This window comes from Escherichia sp. S10b (assembly GCF_028421345.1).
Lineage (GTDB): Bacteria > Pseudomonadota > Gammaproteobacteria > Enterobacterales > Enterobacteriaceae > ECMA0423.
In genome coordinates this window covers 1-508 of record NZ_JAHZSO010000121.1, presented here as the reverse complement: position 1 = coordinate 508, position 508 = coordinate 1, and the positions used below count along the sequence as shown (strand labels likewise).

The following is a 508-nucleotide window of genomic DNA, read 5'->3' as shown; positions in this document are numbered from 1 at the left end:
AGAAATCGAACTTGCCTTTCAAGATCCTCAATGCGTCGGTCTTTTGACAGCTCCAATGCTGATGCCGCTTTTTCTGGATCAACTGATATTGCAATGTTTCTTTTGGTGCCAATCTTGAGCGCGCGTAAACCAGCTTCTCCGCGCTCTTCATAGACCTTCAGCCACCTGGCTACAGAACCACTACCAGCAAGCATAAAGTGAGCAGCAGCCTGATTAAGGGACATGTGCTGCTCGATCACAGCTTTCACGACCTTAATACGCAACTCTGGATCAGCACTAACGCCTTTAGGTTTGGGAATTAAACCTTTTTCTCCATGTTTTTCATAGAGGGCAACCCATGTCCTGACCTGGGTTCGGGGGACACCAAAACGTGCCGAGATGATCCTGTAACCATCATCAGTTGTGAAGTAGTGATTCACGACTTCAAGGCGCTTTTCAAAAGGGTATTTTGGCTTTGACATATTAGGGGCTATTCCATTTCATCGTCCAACAAAATGGGTGCAGTACA

At 46.5% G+C, this 508-nt stretch carries 1 protein-coding gene; it reads right to left on the bottom strand.

Going from position 1 to position 508, the window contains the following annotated elements; translation table 11 throughout:
- Positions 1-461: helix-turn-helix domain-containing protein (locus FTE26_RS08425; RefSeq protein WP_134892266.1), on the bottom strand; the 461-nt coding region annotated here is incomplete at its 3' end.
- Positions 462-508 lie beyond the last annotated feature (47 nt).